The organism is Paractinoplanes atraurantiacus (assembly GCF_900215205.1).
Classification (GTDB): domain Bacteria; phylum Actinomycetota; class Actinomycetes; order Mycobacteriales; family Micromonosporaceae; genus Actinoplanes; species Actinoplanes atraurantiacus.
On sequence record NZ_OBDY01000010.1, the window covers coordinates 35,429 to 59,173 of the forward strand.

General features: G+C 70.5%; 33 protein-coding genes and 1 pseudogene. 17 read left to right on the forward strand and 17 right to left on the reverse strand.

Translation table 11 applies throughout. The features are described 5' to 3' along the window. Window positions 1–34 precede the first annotated feature (34 nt). From CRP55_RS22725 to CRP55_RS22735, 3 genes are read left to right on the forward strand one after another with little or no spacing between them, the layout of a single operon-like run. A complete protein-coding gene (locus CRP55_RS22725; RefSeq protein WP_097322149.1) occupies window positions 35–835 on the forward strand; it encodes a thymidylate synthase in 801 nt (266 codons plus the stop codon). Further along, a complete protein-coding gene (locus tag CRP55_RS22730; RefSeq protein ID WP_097322150.1) occupies window positions 832–1,347 on the forward strand; it encodes a dihydrofolate reductase in 516 nt (171 codons plus the stop codon). The genes CRP55_RS22725 and CRP55_RS22730 overlap by 4 nt, the downstream gene beginning before the upstream one ends. A gap of 60 nt (window positions 1,348–1,407) precedes the next feature. Then, a complete protein-coding gene (locus CRP55_RS22735) occupies window positions 1,408–2,448 on the forward strand; it encodes a glycosyltransferase family 2 protein (RefSeq protein WP_097322151.1) in 1,041 nt (346 codons plus the stop codon). Here CRP55_RS22735 and msrB read toward each other — a convergent pair. Beyond that, window positions 2,445–2,852 carry a peptide-methionine (R)-S-oxide reductase MsrB gene (gene msrB / locus CRP55_RS22740; RefSeq protein ID WP_097322152.1) on the reverse strand — a complete coding sequence of 136 codons (408 nt, stop codon included), beginning with the start codon at window positions 2,850–2,852 and terminating at the stop codon, window positions 2,445–2,447. The two genes, CRP55_RS22735 and msrB, sit on opposite strands and share 4 nt — an antisense overlap. A 64-nt stretch (window positions 2,853–2,916) precedes the next feature. On the opposite strand from msrB, the gene CRP55_RS22745 reads away from it, so the two are divergent. The 4 genes from CRP55_RS22745 to CRP55_RS22760 all read left to right on the forward strand — a co-directional run bounded on the left by CRP55_RS22745 (window position 2,917) and on the right by CRP55_RS22760 (window position 4,599). Further along, window positions 2,917–3,399: a PH domain-containing protein gene (locus CRP55_RS22745; RefSeq protein WP_097322153.1), complete on the forward strand. Its 483-nt coding sequence runs from the start codon at window positions 2,917–2,919 to the stop codon at window positions 3,397–3,399. Between the two features lie 95 nt (window positions 3,400–3,494). Next, window positions 3,495–3,989, forward strand: coding sequence for an LPXTG cell wall anchor domain-containing protein (locus tag CRP55_RS22750; protein ID WP_097322154.1), 495 nt, complete (start codon window positions 3,495–3,497; stop codon window positions 3,987–3,989). An 89-nt stretch (window positions 3,990–4,078) separates the two neighbouring features. After that, window positions 4,079–4,354, forward strand: coding sequence for a type II toxin-antitoxin system Phd/YefM family antitoxin (locus tag CRP55_RS22755; RefSeq protein ID WP_097322155.1), 276 nt, complete (start codon window positions 4,079–4,081; stop codon window positions 4,352–4,354). A 44-nt stretch (window positions 4,355–4,398) separates the two neighbouring features. Beyond that, window positions 4,399–4,599, forward strand: a complete 201-nt coding sequence (locus CRP55_RS22760; protein ID WP_245923312.1) for a Txe/YoeB family addiction module toxin — start codon at window positions 4,399–4,401, stop codon at window positions 4,597–4,599. 13 nt (window positions 4,600–4,612) lie between these two features. On the opposite strand, the gene CRP55_RS22765 is transcribed toward CRP55_RS22760, so the two are convergent. From CRP55_RS22765 to abmR, 3 genes are read right to left on the reverse strand one after another with little or no spacing between them, the layout of a single operon-like run. Further along, complete coding sequence (locus CRP55_RS22765; RefSeq protein WP_097322156.1) at window positions 4,613–4,981, reverse strand: DUF3037 domain-containing protein; 369 nt, start codon at window positions 4,979–4,981, stop codon at window positions 4,613–4,615. Further along, on the reverse strand, window positions 4,978–5,700 hold the full coding sequence (locus tag CRP55_RS22770) for a HipA family kinase (RefSeq protein WP_097322360.1): 723 nt from the start codon (window positions 5,698–5,700) through the stop codon (window positions 4,978–4,980). The genes CRP55_RS22765 and CRP55_RS22770 overlap by 4 nt, the downstream gene beginning before the upstream one ends. Before the next feature lie 10 nt (window positions 5,701–5,710). After that, window positions 5,711–6,256, reverse strand: a complete 546-nt coding sequence (gene abmR / locus CRP55_RS22775; RefSeq protein WP_097322157.1) for an ATP-binding transcription factor AbmR — start codon at window positions 6,254–6,256, stop codon at window positions 5,711–5,713. 96 nt (window positions 6,257–6,352) lie between these two features. On the opposite strand from abmR, the gene CRP55_RS22780 reads away from it, so the two are divergent. Together CRP55_RS22780 and CRP55_RS22785 are read left to right on the forward strand one after the other, a co-directional pair. Next, window positions 6,353–7,420, forward strand: coding sequence for an ATP-dependent DNA ligase (locus CRP55_RS22780; protein ID WP_097322158.1), 1,068 nt, complete (start codon window positions 6,353–6,355; stop codon window positions 7,418–7,420). A 62-nt stretch (window positions 7,421–7,482) separates the two neighbouring features. Continuing rightward, entirely contained in the window at window positions 7,483–9,045 is a 1,563-nt protein-coding gene (locus CRP55_RS22785; RefSeq protein ID WP_097322159.1) for an alpha/beta hydrolase, read from the forward strand. On the opposite strand, the gene CRP55_RS22790 is transcribed toward CRP55_RS22785, so the two are convergent. Further along, entirely contained in the window at window positions 8,996–9,442 is a 447-nt protein-coding gene (locus tag CRP55_RS22790; RefSeq protein ID WP_097322361.1) for a potassium channel family protein, read from the reverse strand. The genes CRP55_RS22785 and CRP55_RS22790 overlap by 50 nt on opposite strands. A 45-nt stretch (window positions 9,443–9,487) precedes the next feature. Between CRP55_RS22790 and CRP55_RS22795 the strand changes: the two genes are divergently transcribed. Continuing rightward, window positions 9,488–9,934 carry a GNAT family N-acetyltransferase gene (locus CRP55_RS22795; RefSeq protein WP_097322160.1) on the forward strand — a complete coding sequence of 149 codons (447 nt, stop codon included), beginning with the start codon at window positions 9,488–9,490 and terminating at the stop codon, window positions 9,932–9,934. Here CRP55_RS22795 and CRP55_RS22800 read toward each other — a convergent pair. Beyond that, window positions 9,931–10,314, reverse strand: a complete 384-nt coding sequence (locus CRP55_RS22800; RefSeq protein WP_097322161.1) for a VOC family protein — start codon at window positions 10,312–10,314, stop codon at window positions 9,931–9,933. The two genes, CRP55_RS22795 and CRP55_RS22800, sit on opposite strands and share 4 nt — an antisense overlap. Before the next feature lie 57 nt (window positions 10,315–10,371). Next, window positions 10,372–10,935 (reverse strand): TetR/AcrR family transcriptional regulator, encoded by a 564-nt coding sequence (locus CRP55_RS22805; RefSeq protein WP_097322162.1) that lies wholly within the window; start codon window positions 10,933–10,935, stop codon window positions 10,372–10,374. Window positions 10,936–10,944: 9 nt separating this feature from the next. Between CRP55_RS22805 and CRP55_RS22810 the strand changes: the two are divergent. Then, window positions 10,945–11,304: pseudogene (locus CRP55_RS22810) on the forward strand (chlorophyllase); the annotation flags it as partial. On the opposite strand, the gene ligD reads toward CRP55_RS22810, so the two are convergent. From ligD to CRP55_RS22825, 3 genes are read right to left on the reverse strand one after another with little or no spacing between them, the layout of a single operon-like run. Then, window positions 11,305–12,333 (reverse strand): non-homologous end-joining DNA ligase, encoded by a 1,029-nt coding sequence (gene ligD / locus CRP55_RS22815; RefSeq protein ID WP_097322163.1) that lies wholly within the window; start codon window positions 12,331–12,333, stop codon window positions 11,305–11,307. A gap of 31 nt (window positions 12,334–12,364) precedes the next feature. Beyond that, the gene (locus CRP55_RS22820; RefSeq protein WP_097322164.1) at window positions 12,365–12,688 is read right to left on the reverse strand and encodes a hypothetical protein; all 324 of its coding nucleotides are present in this window, start codon (window positions 12,686–12,688) and stop codon (window positions 12,365–12,367) included. Continuing rightward, window positions 12,673–13,044, reverse strand: coding sequence for a hypothetical protein (locus CRP55_RS22825; RefSeq protein WP_097322165.1), 372 nt, complete (start codon window positions 13,042–13,044; stop codon window positions 12,673–12,675). Before CRP55_RS22825 ends, CRP55_RS22820 begins: the two co-directional genes overlap by 16 nt. A 165-nt stretch (window positions 13,045–13,209) precedes the next feature. Between CRP55_RS22825 and CRP55_RS22830 the strand changes: the two genes are divergently transcribed. After that, window positions 13,210–13,404, forward strand: a complete 195-nt coding sequence (locus CRP55_RS22830) for a hypothetical protein (RefSeq protein ID WP_097322166.1) — start codon at window positions 13,210–13,212, stop codon at window positions 13,402–13,404. Here CRP55_RS22830 and CRP55_RS22835 read toward each other — a convergent pair. Together CRP55_RS22835 and CRP55_RS22840 are read right to left on the reverse strand one after the other, a co-directional pair. After that, complete coding sequence (locus tag CRP55_RS22835) at window positions 13,401–14,846, reverse strand: deoxyguanosinetriphosphate triphosphohydrolase family protein (RefSeq protein WP_097322167.1); 1,446 nt, start codon at window positions 14,844–14,846, stop codon at window positions 13,401–13,403. The two genes, CRP55_RS22830 and CRP55_RS22835, sit on opposite strands and share 4 nt — an antisense overlap. 10 nt (window positions 14,847–14,856) lie before the next feature. Beyond that, window positions 14,857–15,435, reverse strand: coding sequence for an LURP-one-related family protein (locus CRP55_RS22840; protein WP_097322362.1), 579 nt, complete (start codon window positions 15,433–15,435; stop codon window positions 14,857–14,859). A 90-nt stretch (window positions 15,436–15,525) separates the two neighbouring features. On the opposite strand from CRP55_RS22840, the gene CRP55_RS22845 reads away from it, so the two are divergent. From CRP55_RS22845 to CRP55_RS22855, 3 genes are read left to right on the forward strand one after another with little or no spacing between them, the layout of a single operon-like run. Then, a complete protein-coding gene (locus CRP55_RS22845; protein WP_097322168.1) occupies window positions 15,526–16,629 on the forward strand; it encodes an MBL fold metallo-hydrolase in 1,104 nt (367 codons plus the stop codon). After that, entirely contained in the window at window positions 16,611–17,198 is a 588-nt protein-coding gene (locus CRP55_RS22850) for a YdcF family protein (protein ID WP_179855295.1), read from the forward strand. Before CRP55_RS22845 ends, CRP55_RS22850 begins: the two co-directional genes overlap by 19 nt. 8 nt (window positions 17,199–17,206) lie before the next feature. Next, window positions 17,207–17,836, forward strand: coding sequence for a glycosyltransferase family 2 protein (locus CRP55_RS22855; protein ID WP_097322170.1), 630 nt, complete (start codon window positions 17,207–17,209; stop codon window positions 17,834–17,836). Window positions 17,837–18,017: 181 nt separating this feature from the next. Here the strand turns inward: CRP55_RS22855 and CRP55_RS22860 are convergent, their stop codons facing one another. Together CRP55_RS22860 and CRP55_RS53985 are read right to left on the reverse strand one after the other, a co-directional pair. Continuing rightward, a complete protein-coding gene (locus CRP55_RS22860) occupies window positions 18,018–19,343 on the reverse strand; it encodes an MFS transporter (RefSeq protein WP_097322171.1) in 1,326 nt (441 codons plus the stop codon). Next, complete coding sequence (locus CRP55_RS53985; RefSeq protein WP_097322172.1) at window positions 19,343–19,891, reverse strand: helix-turn-helix domain-containing protein; 549 nt, start codon at window positions 19,889–19,891, stop codon at window positions 19,343–19,345. Before CRP55_RS53985 ends, CRP55_RS22860 begins: the two co-directional genes overlap by 1 nt. Window positions 19,892–19,940: 49 nt before the next feature. Between CRP55_RS53985 and CRP55_RS22870 the strand changes: the two genes are divergently transcribed. Continuing rightward, entirely contained in the window at window positions 19,941–20,531 is a 591-nt protein-coding gene (locus tag CRP55_RS22870) for a hypothetical protein (RefSeq protein ID WP_179855296.1), read from the forward strand. Here the strand turns inward: CRP55_RS22870 and CRP55_RS22875 are convergent. Further along, complete coding sequence (locus CRP55_RS22875) at window positions 20,508–21,515, reverse strand: GNAT family N-acetyltransferase (protein ID WP_097322174.1); 1,008 nt, start codon at window positions 21,513–21,515, stop codon at window positions 20,508–20,510. The two genes, CRP55_RS22870 and CRP55_RS22875, sit on opposite strands and share 24 nt — an antisense overlap. A gap of 58 nt (window positions 21,516–21,573) precedes the next feature. On the opposite strand from CRP55_RS22875, the gene CRP55_RS22880 reads away from it, so the two are divergent. After that, the gene (locus CRP55_RS22880; RefSeq protein WP_179855297.1) at window positions 21,574–22,230 is read left to right on the forward strand and encodes a hypothetical protein; all 657 of its coding nucleotides are present in this window, start codon (window positions 21,574–21,576) and stop codon (window positions 22,228–22,230) included. Here CRP55_RS22880 and CRP55_RS22885 read toward each other — a convergent pair. Next, window positions 22,169–23,077 carry a diacylglycerol/lipid kinase family protein gene (locus tag CRP55_RS22885; protein WP_097322175.1) on the reverse strand — a complete coding sequence of 303 codons (909 nt, stop codon included), beginning with the start codon at window positions 23,075–23,077 and terminating at the stop codon, window positions 22,169–22,171. The two genes, CRP55_RS22880 and CRP55_RS22885, sit on opposite strands and share 62 nt — an antisense overlap. Window positions 23,078–23,111: 34 nt before the next feature. Beyond that, window positions 23,112–23,690 carry a GAF domain-containing protein gene (locus CRP55_RS22890; protein WP_097322176.1) on the reverse strand — a complete coding sequence of 193 codons (579 nt, stop codon included), beginning with the start codon at window positions 23,688–23,690 and terminating at the stop codon, window positions 23,112–23,114. Window positions 23,691–23,745 lie beyond the last annotated feature (55 nt).

The window sequence follows — 23,745 nt, forward strand, 5'->3', positions numbered from 1 at the left end:
AGGGTGGGCCCGCCCGGCGGGTAGGTTGGCTGCCATGCCCGTCGACACCCAGTACGAGGACCTGCTGCGCCGGGTCCTGGCCACCGGCACCCCGAAAAGCGACCGCACCGGCACCGGCACGGTCAGCCTGTTCGGCGAGCGCCTGCGTTACGACCTGTCGGCCGGCTTCCCGCTGATCACCACGAAGCGGGTGCACTTCAAGTCGCTGGCGGTCGAGCTGCTGTGGTTCCTGCGGGGTGACAGCAACGTCGGCTGGCTGCGCGAGCGCGGCGTGACGATCTGGGACGAGTGGGCCTCGCCCTCGGGTGAGCTGGGCCCGGTCTACGGGGTGCAGTGGCGCTCCTGGCCCAAGCCCGATGGCGGCCACATCGACCAGATCAGCGGCATCCTCGAGACGCTGCGCCGCGACCCCGACTCCCGCCGCATGATCGTCTCGGCGTGGAACGTGGCCGACCTGCCGGAGATGGCGCTGGCTCCCTGCCACGCCATGTTCCAGTTCTACGTGGCCGACGGCCGGCTCTCCTGCCAGCTCTACCAGCGCAGCGCCGACCTGTTCCTGGGAGTGCCGTTCAACATCGCCAGCTACGCGCTGCTGACCCGGATGGTGGCCGATCAGGCCGGCCTGCGGCCGGGCGACTTCATCTGGGTCGGTGGCGACTGCCACATCTACAACAACCACGTCGAGCAGGTACGGGAGCAGCTGTCCCGTGAGGCGTACGAGTTCCCGCAGCTCAAAATCGCTTCGAGGCCGTCGCTGTTCGACTACGAGTACGAGGACTTCGAGGTCGTGGGATATCAGCACCACCCCGCGCTGAAGGCGCCCGTCGCGGTATGACGGTGCACATGATCTGGGCCGAGGCGCACGACCGGGTGGTCGGCGCGAACGGCGCGATCCCGTGGCGGCTCTCCGAGGACCAGCGGATGTTCCGGGAGCGCACCGGCGGCGCGACAGTGGTCATGGGGCGGGCGACGTGGGACTCGCTCCCGGAGCGCTTCCGGCCGCTGCCCGGCCGGCGCAACGTGGTACTGACCCGTGACCCTTCGTGGTCGGCCGAAGGGGCGGAAGTCGTCCACTCGGTGGAGGAGGTGGACCTCACAGGGGAGGTCTGGGTGATCGGCGGCGAGGCGGTCTACACGGCCTTCCTGCCGTTGGCCGACCACCTCCTGCGTACCCGCGTCGACCTGGCGGTTTCCGGCGACACGTACGCACCCGAGTTGGGTGACGGATGGGTCGTCACGTCCAGTTCGGGCTGGCAGACTTCGCAGAGCGGCCTGCGGTACGTGGTCGAGGAATTGGTTCGCACCGGGCAAGCCGCACAGCCAGGGCAGACGGCGGTTGCCGGGTGAAGCTAGTCTTCCGGCCGACGGATGACCGGCACGACCGGCGCTAGCAGGAAGAGGTCACTCATGCTCTTGTCACCGGTGACACTCTCCGTGGTCACACCGATGTACAACGAGCGCGAAGCGGTCGATCACTTCGTCGCCCGCCTGCGCCCGGTGCTCGACGGACTCGGCGACTCGTACGAGGTCGTCGCCGTCGACGACGGCAGCAGCGACGCGACCGTCTCACGGCTGATGCAGCTGCGCGCCGAGTGGCCCCAGCTGCGGGTGGTGGCGCTGCGCCGCAACGTCGGGCACCAGACGGCGCTGCGGGCCGGTCTGCGGGCGGCCAAGGGTGCGTACGTGGTGAGCATCGACGCCGATCTGCAGGACCCGCCCGAGGTGATCGGCGAGATGCTGGCCGCGGCCCGCCGCGAAAAGGTCGACGTGGTCTACGGGGTGCGCAGCGACCGCAGCACCGACACGGCGTTCAAGCGCCAGACCGCGGGCCTGTACTACCGGGTGATGCGCAAGCTGGTCGGCCCGTGGGTCTCCGACCAGGCCGGCGACTTCCGGCTGATGAGCCGGGCCGTGGTGGACGTGCTCAACGGGCTGCCCGAGCCGCGCCCGGTCTACCGGCTGATCGTGCCGTCGCTGGGCTTCAGCAGCGCCGAGGTGCCCTACGTGCGGGCCGAGCGGGTGGCCGGCGAGACGAAATACCCGCTGTCGAAGATGATCAAGCTGACGCTCGACAGCGTCACCAGCTTCTCGGCGGCCCCGCTGAAGATCGCCACCTGGCTCGGCCTGTTCAGCTTCTTCCTGTGCGTCGTGCTGATGATCGTCGCGCTGATCACGTGGCTGGCCGACGCGGTCGTGCCCGGCTGGACCTCGCTCTACGTGGCGGTCCTGCTGCTCGGCGGCATCCAGCTGATCTGCCTGGGCCTGCTCGGCGAGTACATCGGCCGCATCTACGCGGCCAGCCAGGGCCGGCCGCCGTTCCTGGTCGCCTTCGACACGGCCGCGCTCGACGTCACCGACAGCGTCGCTACGCCGGTGCCCGGCGGGCCGCTCGACGATGATGTCGAGGCCGTGGAACTGGCCGGCCAGGCGCCGTCGCGTCGTCCTTAGGCCTTCGGCTCCAGGCGGATCGACAGGCTGTTGACGCAGTGCCGGGTGTTCTTCGCGGTCATGTGCTCGCCGCGGAAGACGTGACCCAGGTGCGAGTCACAGTTGGCACAGCGGATCTCCGTACGGACCATGCCGTGGCTGTAGTCGTTGATCTCCTTGATCGCACCGGGGATCGCGTCGTCGAACGAGGGCCAGCCGCAGTGTGAGTCGAACTTGTCGTCGCTGGGGTAGAGGGCGGCGCCGCACGCGCGGCAGTTGTACATGCCCTCGGTCTTGGTGTCGACGTACTCCCCGGACCAGGGCGCCTCGGTGCCCGCCTGGCGAAGCACCCGGAACTCGTCGGGGGAGAGGCGGACCCGCCACTCGTCCTCGGTGGTGGGCAGGGTGGTGTCGTTCGTTGCCATGCTTCAAAGGTACGACGCACCGGGGGTGCGGCCCCGGGTCTCGCGACGTCCGTTGAACCAGGGCATGGACGATGCATCGGCGGCCATGTTCCGGCCCACCTGGCAGCAGGCCCTCGGGCGAGGGCTCTTTCTCGGATCGATCGCGAACGCCGGCCTCTGGCTGCTGGTAGCGGTCCTGACCTGGGCGGATCTTGCGCTGCCGGCCGGGCCCGGCTGGGCGTTCGTGGCGGTCGGGCCGGCGGTGGCCGGCGCGCTGATCGGGCTGGCGGCCCGCGGGCGGACGGGCACGCAGATCAGTTCGGGCGGCATCCGGACCCGTTCGGTTTTCGCGGACGGCGTAGCCACCTGGGACGACGTGGCCGACATGCGGGCCGAGCGGCGCGGCGCGCGCACGGTGGTGTCGGTCTATCTGAACTCCGGCGCGAGCGTGCGCCTTCGGGCCCCGTACAGCGGTGAGCTCTTCGCGGCCGACCCCAAATTCGAGGGCAAAATGTTCGCTTTGTCCCATCTGTGGCGGAGTCACCGTTTCGGTGGTCTTCCGGGATGATGACCCGCCGAGGCGGCTTAAAGGGTAAATCGGGCATTTGCCGTTAAGCTCCCCTCTCGGACCATGCACATCGCCACAGAACGGATTAACTCCTCATGAGCTCACTTCGCCGCATCGTCGCCGTCGGACTGCCCACCGCCGGTCTCACGATCGCCGCCGCGCTGGCTCTCGGCGGGTCGCCCGCCGTGGCCACCGCCGACCAGGCCGCTCAGCCGCGCGTCGCGATGACGACGACCGACCCGGCCCGCCCGGGCGGCGCCGCCGGATACGGCACGGAGGCGCCCGACACCGACACGCCGACCCGTGGCAACCCGGGCTACGGCAGCCCGGCCCCGACCACGCCGGCCCCCAGCTCGGCCACGCCCAGCACCCCGGCCACCACCACGCCGACCGCCAACACGGACACCGTGCCGGCGGAGACCCCGGCCGGCGCGGCCCCGGCCACCACGGCCCCGGGCGGCGGCGTCAGCGCCGGCGGAGCCCTGCCGGTCACCGGCGCGCCGATGAGCACGCTGGTCGCCCTGGGCGGCCTCCTGGTCGCCGCCGGCGCGGCCTCCGTCTGGTACACCCGGCGCCGCCGCACCGCCTGACCCTCAGCCACAACGAAGGCCGCCCGGTTTCCCGCCGGGCGGCCTTCGGCGCTCCCGCGTCAGTCTGGTGCCAGGCGATACTGTGGGCTGTGGCCATATCGGCGAGCGAGGCGCGGAAGCGGCTCTTCCCCTTGATCGAGCAAGTCAACGACGATGAAGAAGCGGTGGAGATCGTCTCGAAGTCGGGCACAGCCTTCCTCGTGCCCGAGCAGCTATGGCGATCATCGGTGGAGACGCGGTACCTGCTCAGGTCGCCGGCGAACGCGCGGCGGCCGCTCGACAGCGTGGCCCGGGTGGAGGCCGGTGAGTTCGAGCGGCATGAACTGATCTCCGATGCGGAGGAGACGGAGCGTCAAGCCCCGTGAACGTCGCCTTCGGCAAGACTGGGAGGACTACATCTCCTGGGCGGGTGAGCCCCAAGATGCTTCGCCGGATCAATCGAATGATCGATGAAGCTCTGCGCGGCCCCGGGCATGGCATCGGGAAGCCGGAGCGACTGACCGAGAACCTCAGCGGCTACTGGTCGCGGCGGACCACCGACGAGCATCGGCTCGTCTATACCGTGCGCGGCGAGAACCTGATCGTCGTTCAAGCTCGCTATCACTACTGACCGTTGGTCGCGCTCACCGCACCAGGATGTTCTCCAGGCGTTGCAGCTCCTCGGCCGGGTCGATGGCCAGGCCCATGTGGACCGGGCCGGCTCGCAGGATCGTGCTTCGGGGGGCCACCAGCCAGCGGAAGCGCTCGCCCAGGCTCATCGCGGAGGCGGCGCCGGCGCCGGTGCAGGTGGCCGACCATGAGGCCAGGGCCTCGCCGATCGCCTTTGTGTCGGCCTGCGGGTCGAGGGCTCGCAAGCGGTCCTCGTGCAGGTGGGTGCGGGCTTGCAGGAAGTCGCGGCGCTGGCAGTAGAGGACCACGCCCACGTTGATCAGCTCGCCTCGCTCGATGCGCGGGACGGCCTGGATGACGGCGTACTCGTACGGGACCCTCATGGCAGCCACGCCTCCGGCTCGGCCGCGCGGGCGGTCAGATGGGAGATGTAGGCGTCCTTGCCGCCGTCGTCGAGCCACTCGTCGGGGACCAGGTCGACGGCCTCGCGGATCAGCGACGGGGTGAGCCGGGCCGCCAGGGCCGGCCCTTCGGTGGCCAGGGCCGTGGCGTACGGCTTCAGCACGTGGTCGTCCCACTTGTACGGGCGGTGCACCACCGCCTCGGCGCGGGGCCAGTTGTGGTGGAAGTAGAGGGTCGCGCCATGGTCGATCAGCCACAGGGCGTTGTGCCAGATCAGCAGGTTGGGGTTGCGCCAGCTGCGGTCGACGTTCTCGACGAACGCGTCGAAGGCCAGCACCCGTGAGGCCAGCCCGGCCTCCACGGGGTGGGCGACCGGGTCGTAGCCGAGCGCGCCGGGCAGGAAGTCCATGCCCAGGTTGGCCCCGGCGCTCGCCTTGATCAGCTCCTGGACCTCTTCGTCGGGCTCGGCCCGGGCCACGACCGGGTCGAGCTGGACGACGGCCATGTCGGGCACGGGCAGGCCGAGGCGCCGGGCCAGCTCGCCCGAGATCACCTCGGCGACGAGCGCTTTCGGGCCCTGCCCGGCGCCGCGGAACTTGACCACGTACGTGCCGAGGTCGTCGGCTTCCACGACGCCGGGCAGCGAGCCGCCCTCGCGCAGGGGTGTGACATAGCGGATGGCGGTGACCTCACGTAGCACGTGGATCACCCTACAAAGGGCCCTGCTTCCGCAGGTCGTCGACCTTGCTCATGGCCGAGCGCAGGTCGGACAGCCACTCCTCGGTGTGCTGGCCGACGAGCTTCACGCACCAGGCCAGCGCCTCGGAGCGGGAGCGGGCCACGCCGGCGTCGACCAGCGTGTCGAGGATCTGCCGCTCGGGCTGGCGCAGCCGGGTCATCACCGGCGCGGCCAGGTGGGTGAACAGCTCGTTGGTGTCGCCGCAGCGCACGCCCCAGGCAACCTTGCGCTGGTAGCGGTGCTCGATCTGGCGGGCGACCCGCATGCGGTCGTTGCGGGTGTCCTCGCGGAACTGGTTGATCCGGCCGGCCTGTGCGGCCGCCCGGTCGGCGTCGGTGGCGCTCTCGCCCAGGTCGGGCGCGGCCACCCGGCCCCAAATGATGATCTCGTCGCGGTCGAGGACGACCTCGGGCCGCTCGGTGAACCAGCCGTCGGTCACCGCGCCGGCGACCCAGGCCGCGGCGTCGTCGGCGTTCGGCGGCTCGACCCGTCCCGGCGGTCCCTGTCGGAATCTCATTGCTGAACCTCCCCGGTAAGCGTGATTACAAAATTACACGCTTACGCCGGAGCCGCCAGCCCCCCAGAGGACGGGGTGAGACGGCAGACTGGGGCGATGGAGCTGCCGATCAATCCACCGGTCAAGCCGATGCTCGCCAAGCCCGTCGCCGAGATCCCGCCCGGACAGCTCTACGAGCCCAAATGGGACGGCTTCCGGTCGATCATCTTTCGCGACGGGGCCGAGGTGGAGATCGGCAGTCGCAACGAGAAGCCGATGACCCGCTACTTCCCCGAGGTCGTCGAGGCCGTCCTGGCCAACTTCCCGGAGCGGGCGGTGATCGACGGCGAGGTCATCGTGGCCGACACCGAGCGCAACACCCTCGACTTCGAGGCCCTCCAGCAGCGCATCCACCCGGCCGCGAGCCGGGTCAAGCTGCTCAGCGAGCAGACCCCGGCCAGCTTCGTCGCGTTCGACCTGCTGGCGCTCGGCGACGACGATCTGACCGAGCTGCCGTTCGCCGAGCGCCGGGCCCGGCTGGCCGACGTCCTCAAGGGCGCCAAGGCCCCGGTCTACGTCACGCCGGCCACCGACGACCGGGAAACCGCGCGGCGCTGGTTCGCCGAGTTCGAGGGGGCCGGCCTCGACGGGCTCATCGCCAAGCCGCGGGACCTGGTCTACACCCCCGACAAGCGGGTCATGTTCAAGATCAAGCACAAGCGCACGGCCGACTGCGTGGTCGCCGGATACCGGGTGCACAAGTCCGGCGAGGACCGCATCGGCTCGCTGCTCCTCGGTCTCTACGACGAGCGCGACGTGCTCGTGTCGGTCGGCGTCATCGGGAGCTTCCCCATGGCCGTACGGGAAGAGCTCTTCAAGGAATTGCAGCCCTTAGTGACGGAGTTCGAGGGCCATCCGTGGAACTGGGCGGCCCACGAGCAGGGCGAACGCACGCCGCGCAAGAACGAGGTGAGCCGCTGGAACAACGGCAAGGACCTGTCGTTCACGCCGTTGCGGCCCGAGCGCGTGGTCGAGGTCCGCTACGACTACATGGAGGGTGTCCGGTTCCGGCACACCGCCCAGTTCGAACGGTGGCGTACGGACCGTGACCCGCACTCGTGCACGTACGAGCAGCTCGAACGACCGGTCCAGTTCAACCTGGCCGAGGTGCTGACCAGCCGCTGACGGCGGATTGTCAGACTCACCGGATAGCCTTCGAGGGTCAGTCCGCCGACGAAAGGTCCATCGTGCGCCGCTCTCTCCTGGCCGTCGCCGCCGCGCTCGTGGTCACCGTCTCGGGCTGCACCGTGCCTTCGTTCGCCCCGGACGGGTCGGGCGAGACCGCCACACCAGCGCCGCCGAGCTCGTCCTCTTCCGCGGCCGCGAGCGGCGCCGACTGGCAGCCCTGCCCCGAGATCCCCGACCAGCTCGTGGGCCGGGGCGCGGCCGGCATGACGTACGACTGCGCCAAGGTCTCCGTCCCCCGTGACTGGTCCGACCCGGGCAACGGCGAGAAATACGCGATCGCGATGATCCGCATCCGGTCGGCCACGCAGAAACAGCGGACCGGCTCACTGCTGATCAACCCGGGCGGTCCGGGCGGCTCCGGCATCGACACCGCGGTCTACCTGTCGTTCGGCCAGCAGTTCGGCGGCCTGCCGACCGAGATCACCGACAAGTTCGACGTCATCGGCTTCGACCCGCGCGGCGTCGGCCGCTCCGACCCGGTCAAGTGCATCAGCTCCACCGACCAGGACGCGAGCTTCGCCGCCGTGCCCGACCCGGTCAGCCAGGCCGCCTACAACCAGCTGGTCACGCTGAACGAGAAGATCGCCGACGGCTGCGCCCAGAAATACGGCGCGGCCCAGCTGGCCACGTTCGCGACCGTGCAGGCGGCCAAGGACATGGACGCGATCCGCGGCGCGGTCGGCGACGAGAAACTGACCTACCTGGGGTATTCGTACGGCACGCTGCTCGGCGCCACGTACGCCCAGCTCTTCCCGACCAAGATCCGGGCGCTCGTGCTCGACGGCGCGGTCGACCCCAAGCAGAGCTTCATCGAGGGCTCGGAGACCCAGGCCAAGGGCTTCGAGCGCGCGTTCACCAACTTCACCGACTGGTGCAAGGCCAACACCGCCGACTGCCCGATCGCCCCGGACGCGCGCAAGGCCGTCACCGACGCGCTCAAGGCGGCCGACACCAAGCCGGTCAAGGGCGCCGACGGCCGCAGCGCCACCTCCGGCTGGATCTTCGTGGCCGTGGTGTCCTCGCTCTACACCGAGACCGGCTGGACGGCGCTGGCCAAGGCGATCGCCGACCTGAAGACGGGCGACGCCGAGGGCGTCTTCGAGCTCGCCGACCAGTACGCCGAGCGCAAGCCCGACGGCACGTACAGCAACCTGTTCGACGCCAACCTCGCGGTGAACTGCTCCGACACCAAGGACGCGCCGACGGTCGAAGAGGTGCGCCGGCTCCAGGGCGAGTGGCGCAAGAAATACCCGCTGTTCGGCGGCTCGATGGCGGTCGGCATGCTGCCGTGCGCGGTCTGGAAGGGCGACCGTGACCCCTACCCGGCCGCGGCGGCCGTGGGCGCCCCGCCGATCGTCGTGGTCGGCACGACCGGCGACCCCGCCACCCCGTACGAGAACACCGCCGATCTCGCCTCGATGCTCGGCGTCGGCCACGTGCTGACCTGGGAGGGCGAGGGCCACACGGCCTACCCGAGCACGCAGTGCATCGTGCAGGCGGTCGACGGCTACCTCATCGATCTGAAGGTGCCGCAGGAGGGGCTGCGCTGTCCGGCGAAGTGATCCCCTCACGCGCCGCCATCTGCTCGAGCAGGGCCCGCACATGCCGCAGGTTCTGCTTGAGCTCCTCCTGCTCCTCATGCCGGAAGACGTCCCGGTCGACGATGAGCTTGCTGGCGAAATGTGCGGTGATCAGCGGGATCACGACCAGCACCATCAGCGAGATCAGCAGCCCGGCGATCACCCGGCCCTGCCATGACGCGGGCGAGATGTCGCCGTACCCGACGGTCGACGCGGTGACGACGGCCCACCAGATCGCGTCGCCCAGCGACTTGCCCTCCTCGAAGATCGAGAAGAGCACACCGCAGACCACGATCAGAATGGCGTACGAGAGAATCAGCGTGCCCGGCGAGTTGGCCAGCCATACGATCCCGCGATAGACCCTGAGCAGCACCTTCATGGCGAACATCGTGCCCGAGCAACGATCGGAAAGGGAGAGGTGCCGATGTTCCGGATCGCCGAACGGGCCGATGTGCCCGCGATTCTGGCCCTGCTGGCCGATGACGAGATCAGCCGTTCGCGCGGTTTCGTGTCGGAGGACGTCGACGCGACGATCTGGGCCGCCTTCGAGCAGATCGACGCCGACCCGAACAACGAGCTGATCGTCGGCGACGACGGCGAGGTCATCGCGACCTGCCAGCTCACCTTCATCCCCGGCCTGAGCCGGGGCGGGACGAAACGCATGACCATCGAGGCGGTCCGGGTCCGTGCCGACCGTCGCGGCGGCGGTCTGGGAAGAGCCATGATGGCGTACGCCATGACGCGCGCCCGCGAGCACGGCGCCGGCCTCGTCCAGCTGACCACCGACAAGCGCCGCAGCGAGGCGCGCCGCTTCTACGAGTCGCTCGGCTTCGTGGCCTCCCACGAAGGCATGAAGCTGACCGTCGACTAGGACCAGCTCTTGGCGAGACGGTCGAAGGTCGACGGGTCGCTGTGCGGCGGGATCACGCAGAGCAGGTGGCCGCCCGGGGCGCGCAGGATCACGCAGTCGAGCCAGCGGTTCACCTCGACCGCGCCGAGCCCGACGAGCCGGGCCGTCTCGGCCTCGACGTCGTCGGTCTCGATGTCGAAGTGGTAGCGGGGCGCGTCGTCGACGGCCTGCACGGCCAGATCGTGGTCGGGCATCACGCCGCGCAGCGAGATGAACTGCTCCTCGCCGGGCACGGGCGTGGCCGGCACGCCGAGCGCCTGCGACCAGAAGTCGGCCGCCCGCGGGGCCTCGTCCCGGGGCGCGTCGATCAGAAAGGTCGAGAGTCGACTGCGATGTGCCATGACCCGGTAGTCTCCCGATCCGGGCCGGGTTAATCCACAGGTTTCCCGCCCACGCTGTCAGTGTGACGAGCGCAATCCGGCCACCAGCAGCCCGGCCGGCCGCCGAGCGTCGTACCGGATGTTCTTCCCGGCTCCCGCGCAGAGGCTGCCGACCCCGCGCATCGGCTCGTACGGGTCCTGGTCGCCCCGGATCTCCCCGGCCGCGGCCGCCGCCGCGAGCAACTCCGTGCAGACCGGCACGAGCCGTTCCACGAAGTAGGAGTGCAGCGGGTCGTAGCAGGGGTCGTCCGACTGGAGAACGGCGGCCAGCCCCTGCTTGGTGATCACGAAGTCGACGAACACCTCGATCCAGCGGGCCAGCGCGCCGTACGGCGCCGGGCCCTCGGCCAGCAGGGCGGGCCCGGCCTCGGCCAGCGCCTCGACCTGGTGCCGGTAGACCGCCACGATCAGGTCGGCCCGGGTCGGGTAGTGCCGGTAGATCGTCGCCGTGCCGACCCCGGCCGCGGCCGCGATGTCCCGGATCGGCGCCTCCACCCCCGCGCTCACGAAGACCGAAGCGGCCGCGTCGAGCAGGGCGGCCGCGTTGCGCCGGGCGTCGGCGCGCTGAGGTCTGTCGCTCACAACACGGCCGGGCGGGGCGGCGACGACCTGACCCCGTACGCGGCCGAGCACTTCCCCTATCTCCACCCCGATTTCGGGCACATGGCCGCGCCGGCGCTGGTCGTCGCCGGCGACAAGGACCAGTCGTTCCTGACCACCCGCGGCCCCGACTGGTCGGCCGACCCCTACTTCCTGGCGCCGGGACCCAAAACCTTGCTGACTTTGTCCGGGGCGGAGCACTCGCTCGGCGGCATCCCCGGATACGAAGCCCGCGAGACGACCGACGAGGACCCGGCCCGGCTCGAGCTGCTCCAGCAGGTCACCACGGCCTACCTCCGCGGGGAGAGCCTGCCCGACCCGGGCGACCTGGGCCGCCTCGAGTCGAAGTAGCTACTTGGTCTCCCAGTTGGCCTTGTTCATCTTGCTGGGCTGCACGCGGGGCGGCTCGCCCGGCATCTTCGGGTGATCCGGCGGATAGGGCATGTCGCCCAGCCCGTCCTTCTCGTCGCGGGCCGACCACTCCAGCAGCGGCGTGATGTCGTGGGCGACGTCGTCGATCGCCGCATGCGGGTCGCCGATCTCGGCGAAACGTTTCGGCACCGTACGCAGATCGAAGTCGTCGGGCTCCACCTCGGCCAGCTCGTCCCAGGTCACCGGGGCCGACGCGGTGGCCCGCCCGTTGGCCCGCAGCGAATAGGCGCAGGCGATCGTGCGGTCCCGCGCCATCTGGTTGTAGTCGATGAAGACCCGCTCGCCGCGCTCCTCCTTCCACCACGCGGTGGTGATCGCCTCGGGCCGCCGCCGCTCCACCTCGCGGGCCAGGGCGATCCCCGCCCGCCGCACCTGCACGAAGTCCCAGCGGGGCTCGATGCGCACGTAGACGTGGACGCCCCGCCCGCCCGACGTCTTGGGAAAGCCCACCCACCCGAGATCGTCGAGCACCTCACGGATCACCCCGGCCGCGGTCCTGACGTCACCGAAATCGGTGCCCGGCTGCGGGTCGAGGTCGATCCTCAGCTCGTCGGGCTGATCGGCGGCCGCCGCCCGCACCGGCCAGGGGTGGAACACGATCGTCCCCATCTGGGCGGCCCAGGCGACATGAGCGAGATCGGCCGGGCACAGCTCCTCCGCCGTACGCATGCTGGGGAATTTGATCGTCGCCCGCTGGATCCAGTCGGGCACACCGCGCGCCCCGATGCGTTTCTGGAAGAAGGTCTCGCCCTCGATCCCGTCGGGGAAGCGCTGCAACGTCGTCGGCCGGTCGCGCAGCGCCCGCATGATGCCGTCGCCGACGGCCACGTAGTACTCGAAGACATCGCGCTTGGTGAATCCCCGGCTCGGGAAGACCACCTTGTCGGGGCTGCTCAGCCGCACCGTGTGGCCGGCGATCTCATGCTCTTCCGCTGCGGCTTTCGGCATACCACAGACCTTAAGCCCTGGGTACGACAAGTCACGGCCCCATCGCCACGGCGAGCACGAGGTAGGGCAGGAAGAAGGCGGTCACGCAGGCCGCCCAGTAGGCGAGCGCGGGAACGTTCCAGTGCCGCCACAGTCCCACGTTGACGAGCAGCCAGCCGATGAGGGACGGCACGACGAGCACCACCATGACGAAGGCGAGGAAGAGCATCTCCTCGGTGTCGTTCGGATTGTGGGCCGTCGATCCCAGATAGGACAGCGGCTCGCTCGCCAGGAAATACCCGACCAAGAAGATCGGAACGATGCCCGGGACGCCGAGCGCCAGGTTCAGGCCGACCGCGATCAGCAGTCTTCGCACGGACGCCGTCTCCCGTGTCGCAGCACCAGCAGGACGCCCTCGACGATCACGGTGAGGAAGGTCAGCGCCGCCGCGACACCGAGCCCGAGCAGCGAGGTCTGCCCGACCCAGGAGACCACCGCCGAGGAGGAGCCGAACGCGTCGGCCCACTGCTGCACGCCCCCGCCTCCGCTGCCGTCCCCGCCTCCGCTGCCGTCCCCGCCGAACGAGGTGACCAGTCCGAGGACCAGCGCGGCCGCGCAGACGAGCCCGGCCAGGGGCCCGAGACAAAGCCGGAACTGCCAGGTGCTGAACCGCCACGACAGCGCCCACATGGCCGTGATCAGGGCCGGCACGACCCAGGCGAACAAGCTCACGAGGAAAACGGTCCATTTCGTACGGCAGCGGGCCCACCATGATAGGGCCGGGTGTCATAGATGCCGGCCGGGATGTTGCCGCGGGGCCGATGGCGTGACGTCAGGGGGTGTCACCCGGTCGGGCATTGCCGGGCGGGTGAGGGCCTGCGGTCTTAGGCTCGGGGTATGGACTATCAAGTATCGGTCAAGTGCGAACAAATCGCCGAGTGGTACGTGAGGGTCAAGGGGCTCGCGGACGCTCACCACGGGCACGCCACGGGTGACCACCTGAAGGCCCTCGCGGAGGAGATCTACGCGGAGGTGCCGTCGGAATGGTGGGTCAGCCAGCCGGCTCCCCTCGACAACCGGGTGCGCTCCTAGAGCACGAAAGCGTCAGTCCACAGCTGTCGTGACCGGCCGCCCAGGGCTTCCATCAGGCCGACCGCCTGCTGGTCGGTCAGGCCGGCCACGAAGTCGATGACGGCGCGGCCCCTCGCCCGGTGCAGGCGCTCGGGGGTGCCGGCCGGCAGCTCGGCCTCGGCCAGCTCGACCAGGTCCTGGAGGCGGCGCGGGATGCGCTGTTCCTCGTCGGGATCGGTGAGCCAGGCGCTCAGCGCCTCGACCAGCGACGCCAGCAGGCGGCCCTGGCCGCGCTGGTGCAGGGCCAGGTCGGGGCGGGCCAGGACGAACCTGTTCTGCACGAACTTGAGGATCTGCACCTCGTGCCACTGGGCGGGGGCCAGCTGGACGTGGCCGGAGCGGACCGCGGGGTCGGCGATCGTGCGGCACGACTCGACCAGGCGGCGGGTCCAGGTGGCGGAGAACGCCGCGACCCGGGCCTCCGCCTCGAGCGAGCCGTCGAACGGGCGGGCCAGCAGGCCGTCGACCAGCTCGGCCCGGACGAGCTCGACGGCGGCCGAGAACGCGTCGTCGTCGGCCATCCAGCCGTCCTTGCGGTGCAGCTGGCGGCGCAGCGACTCGATCGCGCCGCCGGCCCGGCCCAGGTCGGTGGACGCGCCCCAGCGCTGCCAGGCCATCAGCTCGGTGGCGACCGCGCCCTGCTGGAGGACGCCGACCCGGTGCACGTCCTCCAGGTCGTGGATGGCGTACGCGATGTCGTCGGCCGTGTCCATGACCGAGGCCTCGACCGTCTGCTGCCAGTCGGCGACCAGGCCCGCGAACGGGGCCCGGGCCGCGCGCATGTCGTTCGCCTCGGTCGAGTACGCGTTGAACTTCATCGAGCCGCCGTCGGGGTCGTCGGCCGGCGGGGCCGCACCGCGCGGCGGCGGGTCCATGAAGCGCGCGTCGCCGCGGCGGGTCCACGGATATTTGAGGATCGCCGCCCGTACGGCATTGGTCAGATTGAGACCCAAAGTGGTTTGGCCGCGGCTCTCGGTGCTGGTGACGATGCGGTAGGACTGGGCGTTGCCCTCGAATCCGTCGTTGAGCCCGAGCCGGTGGCGGGCGAGACGGTCGAGGACCCGCTCGCCGAGGTGGCCGAAGGGCGGGTGGCCGAGGTCGTGGGCGAGAGACGCGGCCTCGACCACATCGGGGTCACAGCCACCGAGTTTGTCCGCGAGTGACGGGTCGACCCGGTCGGCGATGGCCCGGGCCACCTGGGCGACCTTCAGGCTGTGGGTCATGCGGTTGTGCACCAGCAGGCCGGCGCCGCCCGGGCTGATGACCTGGGTGACGCCGGCGAGCCGGGCGAAGAACGGTGAGCTGACGATCCGGTCGCGGTCGACCCGGAACGGGCTCGACGCCAGGTCGCCGGGGGCGACGAGACTGTCGCCGAAGAGGCGCTGAGCCCGGGGATCATCCATTCCGGGAAGGTTACCGGGACTGCAGGGCGTCCAGCGCGACGGACATGGCGGCGACCAGACGGCGGTCGACGCGCGGGTCGTGGATGGTGACGACGTACTTGTCGCGCAGGCCCCACTTCTTGACGACCGAGAAGACCGGGCGGTCGGCGATCACGAAGTCGAAGTGGTACGGCAGCCAGGACAGGCTGTCGACGAAGCGGCGCAGGACGGCCACCCAGACGTTGGTCTCGCGGCCGATCATCTCGCCGAAGCCGGGCTGCTCGAGGTGCCACGTGGAGCGCAGCAGCGACTCCTTGAAGTTTTTGCGGAACAGGCCGATCGGGGCGCCGTTGGCGTCGGTCACGTCGTACGTGGCGCCCAGGTCGATCACCTGGCGGGCCTTGAAGCCCAGCACCGGCACCGACTTGGTGTCGTCGCTGTAGAGGGTGACCTGCTCCTTGAACGCCATCCGCTTCTGCTGGGCGAAGGCGAGCATGCCGGCCTCTTGGCCGTCGGGCGTGACGGCGTGGATCTCGTATTGGTTGACCATCATCCGCACGCGCTGGCGGACGATCAGCTGCTGCTGGGTCTGAAGGGTGTCGACAGTCACGGCGAGAGAGTGTGTCATACCCGGCGAATACTGTGGGGAACCTGAGCACCTCGGTGGCGGCACCCGTGGCGTGGAGGTCAAACTGGGTTAATGGCGAAACGAGGACGTACGGGTTCATTGATCGCGCTGGCTCTGGGCGCGGCGGCGGTCTGGGTGGCGAAAGACATTCCCCGCCAGATGGGCGCCAAGGCCAAGGGTGAGCGACTGGCCCGCATGCAGGCCTCGCCGCAGTACGCCGACGGCAAGTTCCGCAACACGGAGCCGGCGACCGAGATCGCCTTCTCCTCGATGCCGCGGATCCTCGCCGCCACCCTGCGCGACCGCGACGGCCGCCACCCGCACCAGCCGATTCCGCTGGTCACTCCCGACCCGGGCGCCACGGCCGACGGCCTGCACGTCACCTGGTACGGGCACTCCTCGGCGCTGGTCGAGATCGAGGGCAAGCGGGTGCTGCTCGACCCGGTGTGGAGCGAGCGCTGCTCCCCGTCGCGGCTCTCCGGCCCCAAGCGGCTGCACGAGCCGCCGGTGGCGCTGCGTGACCTGCCGCCGCTCGACGCGGTGCTGATCTCGCACGACCACTACGACCACCTCGACATGGAGACCATCCACAACCTGGTCGACCTGCAGGCGGCGCCGTTCCTGGTCCCGCTGGGCGTCGGCGCCCACCTGGAGCGCTGGGGCGTGCCGGCCACCCGCATCGTCGAGATGGACTGGGACGACACCCACAAGGTGGCCGGCATCGAGTTCGTGGCGACCGCCGCCCGGCACTTCTCGGGCCGCGGCCTGGGCCGCGACGAGACGCTCTGGGCCAGCTGGGCCATCAAGGGCCCGACCCGCAAGGTCTTCTACTCCGGCGACACCGGCTATTTCCCGGGCTTCGCCCGGATCGGGGAGGAGCACGGCCCGTTCGACGTCACGCTGGTCCAGGTCGGCGCGTACGGCGACGCCTGGCCGGACATCCACATGCTGCCCGAGGACGGCGTCGCGACCCACGTCGACGTCAAGGGCGGCCTGATGATCCCGGTGCACTGGGCGACGTTCAACCTGGCCCTGCACGAGTGGCCCGAGCCGGCCGACCGCACGTGGGCCGAGGCCAAGGCCCGGGGTGTGCGCCTGGCCGTCCCGCGCCCGGGCGAGCGGGTCGACGTCGACAACCCGCCGGCGGTGGACGGCTGGTGGCAGCAGATCGCGTAGCGGTCGCGCTGCTGGTGCTCGGTCACGGGGTGACGCCCGCGGGACTCACCCCCGGCAGCCTGGCCCGGGTCCGGGCGGCGATCTCGTACGTCGAGGCCGGCGCCCGCCCGTCGCGGATCATCTTCAGCGGCGGCTGGGCCGGGGTCCGCGAGGGCGCGCCCGAGCCGCCGCCGGACTGCCGCGAGGCCTCGCTGATGCTGCGGGAGGCGCGGGACGCCGGTCTGGACGAGGTCGCCGAGCTGCGCTCCGAGTGCCGCTCGCGCAGCACGCTGGAAAACCTGCTCCAGATCTCGGCCGACGGGCTGCTCGACGGCCTCGATCTCGGCCCGTCCCGGCCGCTCGGGGTGGTCACCCACGCCTGGCATCTGCCGCGCGTCCGCTATCTGGCCGGCAAGGTCCTCGGGCTGCGAGGTGGGGCCCTTCTGGGCATTCCGGCCGCCGGCTCTTCACCGATTGGTGAGTACGGGATCAGGGCCGCGTCCCGGATCGGCTTCCTCGGCGTACGGGATCCGCAGGGTCTGTTGCGCCGTGAACGACGGATGGTGGCGTTGTTGCGCCGTGGGGTATAGAAGCGGCCATGGTGCTGCTGCTGCCGGTCTATCAGCCTTCGTCCCACCTGTCCGAATTGATCGCCGAGGTCGACGGCCCGGTAGTCGTGGTCGACGACGGCAGCACGCCACCGGTTACGGGGCTGCCCTGCACGGTGTTGCGGCACCCCCGAAATTTGGGTAAAGGCGCCGCGCTGCGTACGGGCCTGCGGCATATCGCCTCGGCCTTTCCGGGCTCCTCGGTGGTGTGCGCGGATGCGGACGGGCAGCACAGTGTTTCCGACATCTCGGCGGTGGCGGCCCGTGTCGAGCAGACCGGCCACATGGTCCTGGGCGTGCGGCGGGTCCGGCGGATGCCGTGGCGCAGCCGGATCGGCAACGCGCTGACCCGGCTGCTGTTCCGGGCCACCACCGGCCGGTCCGTGCGGGACACGCAGACCGGCCTGCGCGGCTATCCCGGCGACCTGATCCCGTGGCTGCTCACGGTGCCCGGCGACCGCTTCGAGTACGAGATGAGCGTGCTGGTGGAGGCCGCGCGCGAGGGCCACCCGTACTCGCAGGTGGAGATCGCCACGACGTACCTGAACGACAACGCGTCGTCGCATTTCGGGCCGGTCGGCGACGCGCTGCGGGTCTACCGGTCGCTGCTGCGGTTCTAGGAGCTGGCGGCGGTGTAGGCGGCGAGGAACAGGGTCCCGAGGACCAGGATCAGGCCGACTATCAGCCGGGTCGTGCGTGCGCCTTCACGACGCGCGGGCCTGGGATTCCGACGAGACGGCATGGCGTTCAGTTTGGGGCCCGGCCACGGCGCGGACCAGGGGATATGTGGTCGGAGAGCGCCTAGCCGGGCACGAAGCTCCTGTCGTCTATCCGTCTTTTGATAAGGGTGAACGGCACAAGGGAGACGGCCAGGTAGAGACCGCCCGCGATCAGCAGCGCCGCGCGGTGGCCGGCCTGGTCGACGGCGAGACCACCCAGGAGGCCGCCGAGGGGCACGCCGGCGAAGCCGATGGCGACGGCCAGGCCGAGCACGCGGCCGCGCAGCTCGGGCGGGACGCGCTCGTAGCCGAGGGCCATGAGGATCGGGTTGACGGCGGCCACGGCGAGACCGGCGCCGAAGGCCACGGCCAGGACCGGCCCGAGGTGGCCGGTCGCGGCCAGGGCGAAGAACCGGGGCGAACCGGCGAGCAGGAAGCAGACGGCGAAGGTGAGTAGTCTCGGCAGGCGGGTGGCCAGGGCGGCGTAGATCAGCGAGCCGAGGACGGCGCCCAGGCCGAAGACGCCGCCGAGCAGGCCGAGGACGGCCGGGCCGGCGCCGCTCTGGCTGACCCAGACAGGGACGAAGACGACGGTGTACGCCTGGTCGGCCAGATTGGTGAAGAAGAGGACACCGACGATGACGGCGAACAGGCTGTCCCGGCGCAGGAAGGCGAAACCGGCGGCAAGGGAGGCCAAGTAGCTTTCCCGCGGCTCGCCGGCTGTGCCTTCGGCGGGTGAGGCTTCACCGGGCGCGGTCGGGGTGGGCGCGGCTGGGATGGGCGCGGCTGGGATGGGCGCGGCTGGGGCCGGGGCGGCTGGGGGCGCCGCGGCTTCCGCGGCGGGCGATGCCGGGATGCGGACTCCGGCGGCGACTATCGCGGCGCAGAGGGCGAACGAGGCCGCGTCGATCGCGAGCACGGCGGCGGGGCCGATCGTCGCGACCAGGACGCCGCCGAGGGGGAGGCCGACCAGGATGGCGGCGCGGCCGATGCCGTCGAAGAGGGCGGTGGCCCGGGCCATGGGGGTGCCGTCGGCGGCTTGGGGGAGAAGGGCGCGCTTGGCCGTGTTGGTGGCGCCGCCGAACGCCCCGGCGACGGCGACGATCGCCAGCAGCGGCGCGAAGGTGAGCTGCTCCGAGGCGTACAGCAAAGGAACGAGAATGACCACGACGGCGCTGGCGGCGTCCGAGAAGATCGCCACCAGGCGCGCGCCGAGCCGGTCGACGAGCGGGCCGCCGAACATTCCGGCCAGCACGAACGGCAGCATCTGGGCGAGCGCGACGGCACCGACGCGGGTCGCCGACCCGGTGGTGTTGAGCACGAGCCAGGGGACGGCCACGCTCGACACGTGACTGCCGGCCAGCGACACCGACTCGGCGACCAGCAGGGCGGCCAGCGGCCGGCGCATCAGCTGTCGCTCAACGGCAGGATCTGCCACTGGACGGCCACGCGGTCGCCGTCGGCGCCACCGCCGTACTCGGCGACCAGGGCGGACATGCGCTCGCGGAGTTCGGCGGCCCGATCCGGGGCGAGCCGCAGGATGTCGGTGCCGAGATAGAGCGCGTCCTGCCACTCGCGGGAGACGGCCGGCAGGTTGGCGATGGCGGCCTCGGTGCGCTGGAAGTCGGCCTGGGCCACGGCCCGCAGGTAGCCCTCGGCCAGCTCCCACGACTGCCGGCCCTGCTCGGGGGTCAGCACGGTCCGTTGTTGGGCGGCACGCCACCAGCGCTCCCGGGCCGTACCGCGCTCGGCGTCCTCGGTCACGAAGCCGTACTGCGCGAGCTGCCGCAGGTGATAGCTGGTGGCGCCGCTGGACTGCCCGAGCTGCTCACCCAGCCGCGAGGCCGTCGAGGGGCCGCGCTCGCGCAGGAGGTTCAGAAGCCGTACCCGCAAAGGATGCGCCAGCCCGCGCAGCGTCCGCGGATCCAGCGCGACAGTCTCTTCCCCGTCCGTCATGGATGCAAAGCTATCTTTGCAAAGATTCCTTGGCAAGTATGCTGCGATGGTGGATCTCTCTGCCGCCCTGGACCATGGCGTCCCGCCGCTGCCCGCGACCCTGCCGGTGGGCCGAAAAGTGATCGCCGCCGCCGGTGTGTGGGGTGACTACGGCGCGGTCGTCGTCCTGAGCCGCGACGACGAGGAGGACCACGATCTGCTCGACGACGTGTACCTGCTGGGCCGGGCCGCCGACGGCAGCTGGCAGCACCCGTACGGCAGCTCCGGCTCGGTGATGCCCGAAGAGGTGCTGAGGCGGCCCGCGAGCCCGCCTCCGGGCTGGCGCGGCGAGCACCTGCTGGACCTGAGCGCGCAACTCTCCATCGTGGGCGGCCGCTGGCTCACCGAGCTGACCGTCCTGGCCACCACCGAGGTCACCACGGTCGAGGTCACCTACGGCGGCGAATCGATCACCGTCCCCGTGCCGCCGAGCGGCCTGATCACCCTGCCCGGCCTCATCCGCTCCGTCGACGACGTCGCCCGGTTCCGGGGCTTCGACGACAGCGGCGCCCTGCGCGGAATGCGCTCCTACCTGCCGCTGACCGAGTCCGACCGGCGCCACGGGTGGCCCACGGAATCATTCTGGACCGTCATCGAATAGTCGTCCGGTCGTGAGCTCGCCCTGCCAGGTCCTCAGTGTCACTTCACGGCCTCCGAAGTCCAGCCTGAGCCCGGTTACCTCGCCGACCTGGTTGAGGATCGGCGCCCCTCCGGACAGGGAGCGGCCGGCAACGGCGGCGAAAGGTGGCTCGGCCGAGGCGTCGCGCGGGATCCACCGGCCGTCGGGGTCGGGGTACTGATATCCGGACCGCCAGTCGTCACCGGAAGACGTCAGGATCCATTCCAGCGACCAGTCGGATCGGCAGTCGAAGAGAATCCCCCGGCCGTCGTCGAAGGCGAGGTGCGCCGGCCCCGTTCGAAGGTCGGAAGGTTCGCCCGGCTGCTGCCATGCGAGGCGAATTGCCTTCACAAGCCTGTGCCCGATCAGTTCGTTCAGCGCCAGGGGTCGTCGAAGTCCCTCCTCGGTCGGCTGGTGCGTCGTCAGTTCAGCTTGGGCGATGGGCGGCCCCGTGCCAGGCGTAGCGGCCGAGCGCACGTGCCGGTGGCCGCTGGTGGGAAAGGCGGGTGGCGCGGCCGGGAGCAGGTCCTGCACGGAGTAGCCGCATTTGGTCGCCACCCGGCAGGAGGCGTGGTTGTCGGCGGCGTGCAGCAGCTCCAAGCGGGACACTGGCAGGGTGGCCAGCGCCCACTGCGAAACCGCCTCCAGCGCCCGCCCGGCCACACCCTGGCCCCGCGCCTGGGGCGCGGTCCAATAGCCGACCTCGGCGGTTTCCCCCTTCACCACCACGTGGCCGAGCGGTGGGCCGTCGTCTCCGGCGGGCACCACGGCGAAGCTGAACCTTGTCGCGGTGACCCATCCTGCGGCCTGGGTGTCCAGCCACTGCCGGGCTTGGGTCTCGTCGGTCAAGGAGGTGGCCAGCCACCGGCGCAATGCCGGGTCCCTGTGCGCCTCGATCAGCGCCACCAGGTCCTCGAGGCGCCACGGTCTGAGCAACAGGCCGGGGGCGGACAGGACGATCGCCATGGGCGATCATCCTGTCATTTCGGCCGGGGGCGAAGCTTTGCGGGCCTAGCCTGCGGCGATGCGAGAGATTTTGTACGACCCGGCGTACGTCGTGCCCGCGGTGCCGCCGGGGAGTGCGGGTGTGGGGTGGCTTCGGGCGACGGTCGGGCGGTTCTGCGAGGGCGACGACCATGCGCGGCGGCGCGGGCTGGCCGAGGCGATTCTCGACGGTATTCCGCCGGGGTCGCTGAAGGGCGAGCGCGGGCATCCGGTGGCCGTGCTGGCCGCGGCCATGGGTGTGACCGATCCCGATGTGGCCTCGCTGGTCGAGGACGTGGCGCAGGCCTACCAGCCGGGCAGCGGGGATGACGAGCGCGCCGATCCGGCCGTCGAGCGGCTTGTCGTGATCTTCGGTGGGCGGCGCGACGAGGAGACCGCGGCCCGGATCGGGGTGCTGGTGCAGGCCTGTACGGCGACTCTCGCTCTGATCGAGAAGGCCCGGCACCGGCCGGTTGACGAGGTGCTGCGCGACGATCCGCCGGTGCCTTTCACCAAGCGCCGGCGGATCGACAGCGATGAGGTCGTGCTGGTGCCGCTCGCCGGGGAGACGGCGTTCGGGGCGGGCCCGCGCCGATGCCCGGGACGGGCGCACGCCCTGGCGTTAGCGGAAGCGGCTACGAATCACTCTGGCGCGGGACGCAGATCTTCACCGCGGCCGGGGCCACCTTCGCCGTGAAGGTCTTCGTCTTTGTGCGGGCGCCGCCGTCCAGCTCGTACTCCATCTTGGACTTGAGTTTGACCTCGACCTGGCGAGCCCGGGTCGTGCGCACGAACGGGGAGCTGTCGCTGCGGCCGACCGCCATCGTGCCCAGGGCGCGGGCCCACTGCAGGGCGCCCTGTGCCGTGGCGACGCCGACGTCGAGCCAGCCGTCGTCCGGTTTGGCGTCGTCGAAGGCCTTGATGCCTCCGGTGATCTTGCTGACGTTGCCGATCAGGACGCAGCTGGCCTCGTCCTCGAACCACTCGTTGCCGTCGATCTTGATCTGGGCCTTCGGGGCCTCGCCGTTCACGTGGCGGACGCCGGCCCACACGTACGCCAATTTGCCCAAACGATCTTTCATGTTGCGGTCGGCGTCGCTGATCATCGCGCCGTCGAAGCCGACGCCGGCCATCACGCCGAAGTACTCGCCGTTGAGCTTGCCCAGGTCGATGCGGTGACGGTCGCCGTTCAGGGCGATGTCCACCGCCTGTTCGAGGTCCGTGGGGATGCCCAGGTTGGACGCGAGCAGGTTGCCCGTGCCGGCCGGCATGATGGCCAGCGGGATCTTCGAGCCGCCCTTCTCGCGGGCCAGGACGTCGATCGAACGTTGCACCATGCCGTCACCGCCCCACACCACCAGCAGGTCCGGCTTGGCCTTGATGACCTTCCGGACCTGCTCGGGGGCCTTCTTGCTCTTCGGCACCTCGTGCCACAGCAGGTCTTCGACGCCCGTGTCGGTGAGGCGGCGGCGGAGCTCGTCCAGGCCGCCGCCGAACGTCTTGCGCTGGTGAGCGACAACGGCGATCTTCCGGGGAGTGCTCATGGCCAGCGCACTACCCGTATCGATGAAATCGTAATCAGTTGACCGTCTCTCGCATGCGCTGCTCGGCCGCCGCGCTGCGGATCACCATGAGGCGCAACTCGAGCTCGTCCGAGACCATCGAGGCGAGGTGCTCGAGGGCCTTGAGCTGGCGCGGGGTGGCCTCACGGGGTTTGTTGTCGATCACGTTGACCGTGCCGAGGCGGTAGCCGTCGTGCGTGCGGATCGGCGCCGCCGCGTAGAAGCGCAGGCCCAGATCGCCCCGGACCAGCGGATGTTCGAGGGTGCGCGGGTCGACCGCGGCGTTGTTGATGACGTACACGTCGTCCTGCGCGATCACCGACGCGCACAGGCCCGGCTCGCGGCCGACCTGCCGGACGCCGCTGAGGCCCTGGCACGCGGCCAGCCAGACCCGGTCCTGCTCGACCAGCGAGACGGTCGCGATCGGTGTGTCGAAGATGGCCCCCGCGACGAACGCGATCCGGTCGTACGCGTCCTCGACCGGCTGATCGACCAGCCGGTAGCGGCGGACGGCCTCGAGCCGGGCCTGCTCCTCGGGGTTGATGTTGTCCAGGTACTCGTAGGCGTTCGACGACACGGGACTGCTGCTCGTCATGGCTGCTCCTCGTAGGCGGCTACGGTGCCTGCGAGCCTAGAAAGGGCATCGGTGT

Coding starts and splice junctions, on each gene's coding strand:
- msrB (WP_097322152.1), bottom strand. CDS start 2,852: ATGGCAACGAACGACACCACCCTGCCCACCACCGAGGACGAGTGGCGG.
- CRP55_RS22890 (WP_097322176.1), bottom strand. CDS start 23,690: ATGACGAGCAGCAGTCCCGTGTCGTCGAACGCCTACGAGTACCTGGAC.
- CRP55_RS22780 (WP_097322158.1), top strand. CDS start 6,353: ATGGAGCTGCCGATCAATCCACCGGTCAAGCCGATGCTCGCCAAGCCC.
- CRP55_RS22880 (WP_179855297.1), top strand. CDS start 21,574: ATGCGAGAGATTTTGTACGACCCGGCGTACGTCGTGCCCGCGGTGCCG.
- abmR (WP_097322157.1), bottom strand. CDS start 6,256: ATGAGATTCCGACAGGGACCGCCGGGACGGGTCGAGCCGCCGAACGCC.
- CRP55_RS22875 (WP_097322174.1), bottom strand. CDS start 21,515: ATGGCGATCGTCCTGTCCGCCCCCGGCCTGTTGCTCAGACCGTGGCGC.
- ligD (WP_097322163.1), bottom strand. CDS start 12,333: ATGCCGAAAGCCGCAGCGGAAGAGCATGAGATCGCCGGCCACACGGTG.
- CRP55_RS22795 (WP_097322160.1), top strand. CDS start 9,488: ATGTTCCGGATCGCCGAACGGGCCGATGTGCCCGCGATTCTGGCCCTG.
- CRP55_RS22765 (WP_097322156.1), bottom strand. CDS start 4,981: ATGAGGGTCCCGTACGAGTACGCCGTCATCCAGGCCGTCCCGCGCATC.
- CRP55_RS22745 (WP_097322153.1), top strand. CDS start 2,917: ATGGACGATGCATCGGCGGCCATGTTCCGGCCCACCTGGCAGCAGGCC.
- CRP55_RS22730 (WP_097322150.1), top strand. CDS start 832: ATGACGGTGCACATGATCTGGGCCGAGGCGCACGACCGGGTGGTCGGC.
- CRP55_RS22860 (WP_097322171.1), bottom strand. CDS start 19,343: ATGCGCCGGCCGCTGGCCGCCCTGCTGGTCGCCGAGTCGGTGTCGCTG.
- CRP55_RS22835 (WP_097322167.1), bottom strand. CDS start 14,846: ATGGATGATCCCCGGGCTCAGCGCCTCTTCGGCGACAGTCTCGTCGCC.
- CRP55_RS22750 (WP_097322154.1), top strand. CDS start 3,495: ATGAGCTCACTTCGCCGCATCGTCGCCGTCGGACTGCCCACCGCCGGT.
- CRP55_RS22790 (WP_097322361.1), bottom strand. CDS start 9,442: ATGAAGGTGCTGCTCAGGGTCTATCGCGGGATCGTATGGCTGGCCAAC.
- CRP55_RS22885 (WP_097322175.1), bottom strand. CDS start 23,077: ATGAGCACTCCCCGGAAGATCGCCGTTGTCGCTCACCAGCGCAAGACG.
- CRP55_RS22830 (WP_097322166.1), top strand. CDS start 13,210: ATGGACTATCAAGTATCGGTCAAGTGCGAACAAATCGCCGAGTGGTAC.
- CRP55_RS22800 (WP_097322161.1), bottom strand. CDS start 10,314: ATGGCACATCGCAGTCGACTCTCGACCTTTCTGATCGACGCGCCCCGG.
- CRP55_RS22845 (WP_097322168.1), top strand. CDS start 15,526: ATGGCGAAACGAGGACGTACGGGTTCATTGATCGCGCTGGCTCTGGGC.
- CRP55_RS22725 (WP_097322149.1), top strand. CDS start 35: ATGCCCGTCGACACCCAGTACGAGGACCTGCTGCGCCGGGTCCTGGCC.
- CRP55_RS22735 (WP_097322151.1), top strand. CDS start 1,408: ATGCTCTTGTCACCGGTGACACTCTCCGTGGTCACACCGATGTACAAC.
- CRP55_RS22855 (WP_097322170.1), top strand. CDS start 17,207: ATGGTGCTGCTGCTGCCGGTCTATCAGCCTTCGTCCCACCTGTCCGAA.
- CRP55_RS53985 (WP_097322172.1), bottom strand. CDS start 19,891: ATGACGGACGGGGAAGAGACTGTCGCGCTGGATCCGCGGACGCTGCGC.